This window comes from Bathymodiolus azoricus thioautotrophic gill symbiont (genome assembly GCF_001298715.1).
In the GTDB taxonomy this organism is placed as follows: Bacteria; Pseudomonadota; Gammaproteobacteria; order PS1; family Pseudothioglobaceae; genus Thiodubiliella.
The window spans coordinates 1-6,712 of sequence record NZ_CDSC02000249.1 but is presented as its reverse complement, the minus strand read 5'-3'; the positions used below and the strand labels follow the sequence as shown (position 1 = coordinate 6,712).

Genomic DNA, 6,712 nt, shown 5'->3' with positions numbered 1-6,712 from the left:
CTAACTCCTCTTTTAGTATTTGATAACGCCAACCACTGAGAAAATTCACCGATTGGTCACCACGGATATATCTTAACAAGGTTTTGCTAGTGGCAATAACTTCTGTGGTTAGATTATACTGATTTGCTTTTGCTTGAATGCCTTTTTGTAAAATGACTCTTTGTGCTCTTTCTGCTGGTGTGGGTGGTGTATGTTGAGCATCAATCTTGATATCGTATAGTTGTGGATACTGCGTTAAGAAACTTTCAAATGATTGTTGTTTTTTATCGTTAAAATTATCTTTTCCCATTGCGATATTGATTAAATCATCATCAGACAATATCCATTTTCTAGGTTTGTTTTTATCAATCGCTGTGTGCTCTCTCCAAGCACAGAGTTGTGTGCTAATATTGTGCATTTTTTTAGGTAAATGCGAAATCCCTTTCACGCGCCTCCATGCTTGAGTGATATCGACTTCATACAAACTAATATCAAGCAGGGATTGGCCTTCTTCCATTAGCCATTTTAGTTTTTGCTCATTTTCTAAGCGTGTTTTAAGTTGGCGGTAATTTTTAATTAAATAACGCACATCATCTAGTGAATACTCTATTGCCCCATCGGGTAGTGGGCGTGTAGTCCAGTCAAATCGGGTATAGGCTTTTTCCAAGTGCACACCTTGCAAAATTTCAGTCAGACTTTGATAAGATATTTGTGCGCCAGGATTACATGTGTCAGGGCGTAAGTCTTTTAATAAATCAAGTGCAATTTGGGTGTCGAATAATTGCGTGGGTAGTTTCCCAGAAAGACAATACATTGCTTCGATATCTTGTCTTGCGCTGTGCACAATCCAAAGGCAATGCTTTTGATGAAGTTTGTCAAATAAAGGTTGCAAATTTTCGATTGCCAAAATATCAATACAATCTGTAGCACTCTTGGTAGCAATTTGCACCAAGCATAGCAGTGGATAATAAGTATTCACGCGTTTAAATTCTGTGTCAATTGCCAACTCAGTTTCGTCTTCAATGGCATGTAAAAAATCGCTTAGTTGTGCTTGTGTTTGTATCATTGTTGTATTTTAGCAACAATTAGTCTTAGTGGCTATTTTTATGAGATAATCAGCACATACACGCGACAAACGAACTATGATTTTTGAACAAAATTTCTCCCTCAAGAAAGTACCGAATAAATGGGTTTGGCCAATTGCTTTCTTAATTTCAATAGGCGGTTTGTCTTATATGGGGATCAATCCATACTTGATTAAAGATTGGTGGTGGGTGCTGGTATCTTATAATGTTGTTGTTATTTTTATTGCAGGTTTTTATGTATTTCTTGCTGTTTCTAAGGTTAAACAAGACAACAAAAATGGTGTCATTGGCACGCGATTTACTTGGACTTTTATCAAGATTATCCCTCTACTCACAATTGCGCCAGTATTTTCTTTTTATCTATTTTCATTTCAGACGGTACAGGATAATGTTAAGCGCTCTGAGGATACCTACAATAATTTCAATAAAGTATTTTTAAATCAAGTAAATAGCCTATATCATGGTTTACAAATGGTTCGAGATGACCGCTATGTTGATTTCACTAAAGTATTATTACAGCAAATTCAAAGTTATTCTAATTTCCAACAAGATGCAAAAGATTATGACGCTAAGATGCAGGCTTTTGTTCAAGGCTTGATTGATAAAAAATACGCTTGTTCATTGGTGTTAAAAAATGAAAAAGACATCATAATTACACAAATAAGCCAAAGGGATACTTGTATTGTTGAGGACAATCAACCGTTATCGTCTCAGCAGGATTTTGTTGCTTTTGAAGATGAAAATTTAAAGTTGTTTCAAGTGCAAATGTCCAGTCATTATTTAAGTAAAAATGCGGATAAAAAAATCTTGGATTTGACTGCTGTATATGCAACAGATCCGCATCTATTGCGTTTTTTAGGTCAAGTTAAAAGTTTTTATAATTTTGCTAGCAGTGTCACCTTTGATGTTAATACTTCACTCACGAAAAAACGCTTTTTATTAGATTTTTCATCGACCATTTTGCTGACAGTTTTGAGTATGTTACTCATTGTGTTTAGAATGATTGACCAATTGATGCGCCCAATGCATAATCTCTCACTTGCCACTAAAGAAATTGCCAAGGGTAATTATGGTGTCATGGTTCACAATCAGGAAAAAAACAAAGATGTGCGTCTCCTGATTGAGCAATTTAATGAAATGTCTAAGCAAATTCAGCAATCACGCCAAGGATTAAGTACACATAATTTGTATTTAGAAACCATTTTAAGATATTCTTTTGGTGTGATTGGTTTAGATCAAGACAAAAAAATTCAGTTTGTTAATTCTGTTATCGGCAAAATACTGGGCATTGAAAATGAGCAACAGTTTGTGGGCAAGTTGTGCGATAGCGTTATTAAGAAAAATAGTTATCTTGGGCCATTATTTTTTATCATTCAAGACAGGTTCAACCAAGAAGGCGGCGAATGGAGTGAAGAAATTGAGGTAACTTTATCAAATAAGCGTGTTTTATTGTCTTGTCAAGGTGCGGCATTAGATGTTAGTGATACAACTTTGGGTTATGTCATTATTGTTAAGGACATTTCGAAACTACACCGTGCACAGAAAAAAGCCGCTTGGGGTGAAGTGGCAATGCGTATGGCACACGAGATTAAAAACCCACTTACTCCTATTTTATTGTCAGCGCAGCGCTTAAGAAATAAATTTTTAGAAAAACTTAAAGGTAAGGATTTGGAAATCGTGGATAAAACCACGGGTGTTATTATTGACCAAGTGAAGTCTATAGATGCAATGGTCAGTGCCTTTTCTGATTATGCCAACACACCACAAGTTGAGAGAAAATTACTGGATTTAAATACACTGATTAATCAGTCAATTGCTTTGTACGATGCGCAAAAAAATATCAGTATTGAGCTTGATCTCTCAGGCGATGTGCCTAAATTACTCTTAGATGCTAATAGTATTTCTAGGGTGCTAATTAACCTAGTTAAGAATTCCACTGAATCGGTTAATAAAGGGCATGATTTGACCATTAATATTGCCACCCAATATTTAAAAGATAAGGGTATAGTGCGTTTAAGTATTAAAGACAATGGTGATGGTTTTGATGAGTCTGTACTTGAATCTATGTTTGAGCCTTATGTAACGACTAAAGAAAAAGGTAGTGGGTTGGGTATGGCAATTGTGCAAAATATTATTGAACAACACGATGGGCGTATTTTTGCCAGCAATGTTAAACCTCATGGGGCAATGGTCATCATTGAATTTGGATACAAAAAGGAGGGCGTATGATAATTGGCAATATTTTGATTATTGACGATGAAAGCATCAATGCTGAGGCGATAAAAGATACCTTGGAAGATGTTAACTATAATGTAGTTTTGGCAGCGGACGCTCAGCAGGCAAAAATCATCGTAAAAAAACAAACTTTTGATTTAATTATGATGGATGTGTGGATGCCTGGACAAGATGGTATGTCACTATTGGAAGAATGGATGAGCGCAGGTTTTTCTACGCCAGTAGTGATGATGTCTGGCCATGCAGAGCATCAAGATGTGGTTAAAGCGATTAAGCTGGGTGCGGTTGATTTTCTAAAAAAACCACTACATGATATTTTGCCGTTAGTACGCAAACTTTTGGCTGAAAAAATCAATGATGATAAGCTAAAAATTGGTGGTATTAATTTTGACTTACCACTTAAAGCTGTTAGAAATATTTTTGAGGCGCAGTATTTTGAGCATCATCTAGCTCAAAATAATCACAACATTGCCAAAGTGGCAGAATTAGCTGGATTGGAGAGAACCACATTGTATCGTAAGTTAAAAGATTTAGGCATTGATAAGAAATAATCATTATGAGAATTTTAATCTTAGGTGCAGGGCAAGTAGGCGCATCACTCGCTCGCTATCTCAGTAAAGATACTGAAAATGAAATCACCATTGTGGATAAAGACGCAACTAATTTAGCCGACATTGCCCGTCATTTAGATGTCAAAACCATTTGTGGGCAAGCTTCATATCCAAATATTTTAGAGCAAGCAGAAATTAGATCTATGGATATGGTGATTGCCGTTACCAAATCTGATGAAGGTAATATGTTGGCTTGTCAGATGGCACACACACTTTACAATGTAGACAAAAAAATTGCACGCATCCGCACCGCTGAGTATCTATATCACGACAAATTATTTTCCAATCAGGCTATTCCAATTGACTTTGTGATTACCCCAGAAGTTTTGGTAACCAATTTTATTAAACGCGTGGTTGAACAACCAGGTGCTGAACAAATCTTTGAATTTGACAATGGATTGATGCAATTAGTAGAAACCAAAGCTCATGCAGGCACACCTATTGTTGGACGACCTATTAAGGAACTACACGAGCACTTACCCAAAACACATATGCGTATTGTTGCTATTTATCGTAATGCTCAAGCTATTCCTGCTTATGGTGATACCGTGATTAAAGACGGCGATAGAGTGTATTTTGTAACTAAAAAAGAAAGTATTTCTCAAGTGTTGAAAGAATTTAGGCGCCTAGACCGACCTTATAAAAATATCATCATTGCTGGCGGCGGTTTGATTGGACTTAGTTTAGCCAAATTTTTAGAAAAAAACCATCATGTTCGCCTTATTGAACTTAACAAACAACGCGTTAAAAAAATTGCTGACGAGTTAGAAAACACCCTTGTTTTGCATGGTAATGCCTCTGACCAAGATTTATTAACAGAAGAAGGTATCGAAAGCACCGACTTATTTCTAGCACTCACTGATTCTGATGAGATAAATGTGATTGTCTCAATTTTGGCAAAACGCCTCGGTGCATACAAAACCGTCGCCTTAGTTAAACGCAATGTGTATAAAGATTTAGCCACCCAAAGTGACGGCGTAGATATGGTCGTATCTCCCGACCAAATTACCACCAGCGGTATTTTGGCACATATCCGCAAGGGCGATACCATGATGGCGCATTCTCTACGACAGGGAAAGGCAGAAGCCATTGAAGTCATTATTCATGGTGATAAACATCATTCTGATGTGGTGGGTAAAACTATTGAAGAGATTAAATTGCCCAAAGGTACTGTATTTGCCTCTGTTGTTCGTGGTGATGAAGTCATGATGGCTTCAAGAACATTAGTAATTAAAGAAAACGACCATGTGCTTTTAGTGCTGAGTGATGTTAGCAAAATTCACCAGATAGAAGAATTGTTTGAAGGCTATTTTGATTAATTATGCAACTTAATATTGTATTCAAAACCATCGGCTTACTGCTAATGGTTTTTAGCTTAACACAACTGCCACCGATATTGGTTGATTTGATTTATGCCGAGCAGCAATACTCTATCTTTTTAACGGCATTATTGCTCACATTGGGTAGTGGAGTGTTGTTATGGGTAAAATTTAAAAACACCAAAGAAACATTTAGAATTCGTGAAGGTATTTTAGTAGTGGTGAGTTTTTGGTTTGTACTTTCATTGTTTGCAACCATTCCATTTTTACTCTCAGATGCTTTGCAAATGTCTTTTAGTGATGCATTTTTTGAGTCAATGTCGGGTCTCACTACCACGGGTGCTACTGTCATTTCTGGATTGGATAACCTACCCAAGGCAATCCTGTATTATCGCCAGCAATTACAATGGCTAGGTGGCATGGGTATTATTGTCTTAGCGCTAGCGATTTTGCCAATGTTAGGCGTAAGTGGTATGGAGCTTTACCACGCTGAATCCAGTGGTATTTCTAAAGATAGATTAACGCCAAAACTCACCCAAACTGCCAAAGTTTTATGGATGATTTATATCGGTTTTACCATTGCTTGTGCATTGGGTTATTACTTAGCAGGTATGAATATTTTTGATGCTATTGGACACAGTTATGCCACCGTTGCAATTGGCGGTTTCTCCACACATGATGCTTCTATTGGCTATTTTGACTCTGTTGCCATTGAATCTGTTGCTGTTGTGTTTATGTTTTTAGCAGGTATTAATTTTTCATTGCATTTTTTTGTTTGGCGACAAAATCATATTAATCATTATTATTATGATTCAGAATTTAAAACCTATGTCATATTTTTAAGTTTTTTAACTGTGGTGGTTTCGCTTTATTTAATCAACATAGGGCAATACCAAAGTATCTTTGAGGCGTTTAGATACGGTATTTTTCAAAGCGTTTCTATGGCAACCACCACAGGTTTTGCTTCCACTAATTTTTCAATGTGGGTATTTATGCTCCCTGTGCTATTAATTTTTTCCAGTTTTGTGGGCGCGTGTGCTGGGTCAACGGGTGGTGGTATTAAAGTTGTGCGGGTACTATTAATGTTTAAACTTGCCGCCAAAGAAATCAAAAAATTCATTCATCCTAACGCTCAAATTAATATAAAACTTAATAAACACAGTGTTGCGGAAAACACCTTGGTATCAGTCTGGGGCTTTTTTTCCTTATATGTTATTGCTTTTATTTTTATTATGGTCGCCTTAATGTTCACAGGGCTTGATCAGGTCAGTAGTTTCTCAGCCACCGCTGCTAGTATTAATAATTTAGGCCCAGCTTTGGGTAAAGTTGCTGCCAACTATAGTAGTATCAGCGACAGTGCTAAATGGATTCTAAGTTTTTCTATGCTTCTCGGTCGCTTAGAAATCTTAACTTTAATGGCGCTCTTACACAAAGCTTTTTGGCGTTTCTAATAAATTGATAAGGACGAATTTTGTTAAGGGGT

Annotated in this window: 5 protein-coding genes; 4 read left to right on the top strand and 1 reads right to left on the bottom strand. The window is 36.7% G+C overall.

Annotated features, from left to right (window positions below; genetic code table 11):
• Positions 1–1,045 (bottom strand): ribonuclease D (locus BAZSYMA_RS04720; RefSeq protein WP_090716160.1); only part of this gene is annotated, 1,045 nt, incomplete at its 3' end.
• A 76-nt stretch (positions 1,046–1,121) separates the two neighbouring features.
• Between BAZSYMA_RS04720 and BAZSYMA_RS04715 the strand changes: the two genes are divergently transcribed.
• The 4 genes from BAZSYMA_RS04715 to BAZSYMA_RS04700 are packed head-to-tail and all read left to right on the top strand — an operon-like array spanning position 1,122 to position 6,680.
• Positions 1,122–3,293 carry a sensor histidine kinase gene (locus tag BAZSYMA_RS04715; protein WP_090716157.1) on the top strand — a complete coding sequence of 724 codons (2,172 nt, stop codon included), beginning with the start codon at positions 1,122–1,124 and terminating at the stop codon, positions 3,291–3,293.
• Positions 3,290–3,850: a response regulator gene (locus BAZSYMA_RS04710; RefSeq protein WP_090716154.1), complete on the top strand. Its 561-nt coding sequence runs from the start codon at positions 3,290–3,292 to the stop codon at positions 3,848–3,850. The genes BAZSYMA_RS04715 and BAZSYMA_RS04710 overlap by 4 nt, the downstream gene beginning before the upstream one ends.
• Before the next feature lie 5 nt (positions 3,851–3,855).
• Positions 3,856–5,229 (top strand): Trk system potassium transporter TrkA, encoded by a 1,374-nt coding sequence (gene trkA, locus BAZSYMA_RS04705; protein WP_090716151.1) that lies wholly within the window; start codon positions 3,856–3,858, stop codon positions 5,227–5,229.
• Positions 5,230–5,231: 2 nt separating this feature from the next.
• Positions 5,232–6,680: a TrkH family potassium uptake protein gene (locus BAZSYMA_RS04700; RefSeq protein ID WP_090716149.1), complete on the top strand. Its 1,449-nt coding sequence runs from the start codon at positions 5,232–5,234 to the stop codon at positions 6,678–6,680.
• The last annotated feature ends 32 nt before the right edge of the window (positions 6,681–6,712 follow it).

Bases quoted from the DNA above. Each gene is read 5' to 3' on its own strand.
- BAZSYMA_RS04715 (WP_090716157.1), top strand. From the start codon at position 1,122: ATGATTTTTGAACAAAATTTCTCCCTCAAGAAAGTACCGAATAAATGG.
- BAZSYMA_RS04710 (WP_090716154.1), top strand. From the start codon at position 3,290: ATGATAATTGGCAATATTTTGATTATTGACGATGAAAGCATCAATGCT.
- trkA (WP_090716151.1), top strand. From the start codon at position 3,856: ATGAGAATTTTAATCTTAGGTGCAGGGCAAGTAGGCGCATCACTCGCT.
- BAZSYMA_RS04700 (WP_090716149.1), top strand. From the start codon at position 5,232: ATGCAACTTAATATTGTATTCAAAACCATCGGCTTACTGCTAATGGTT.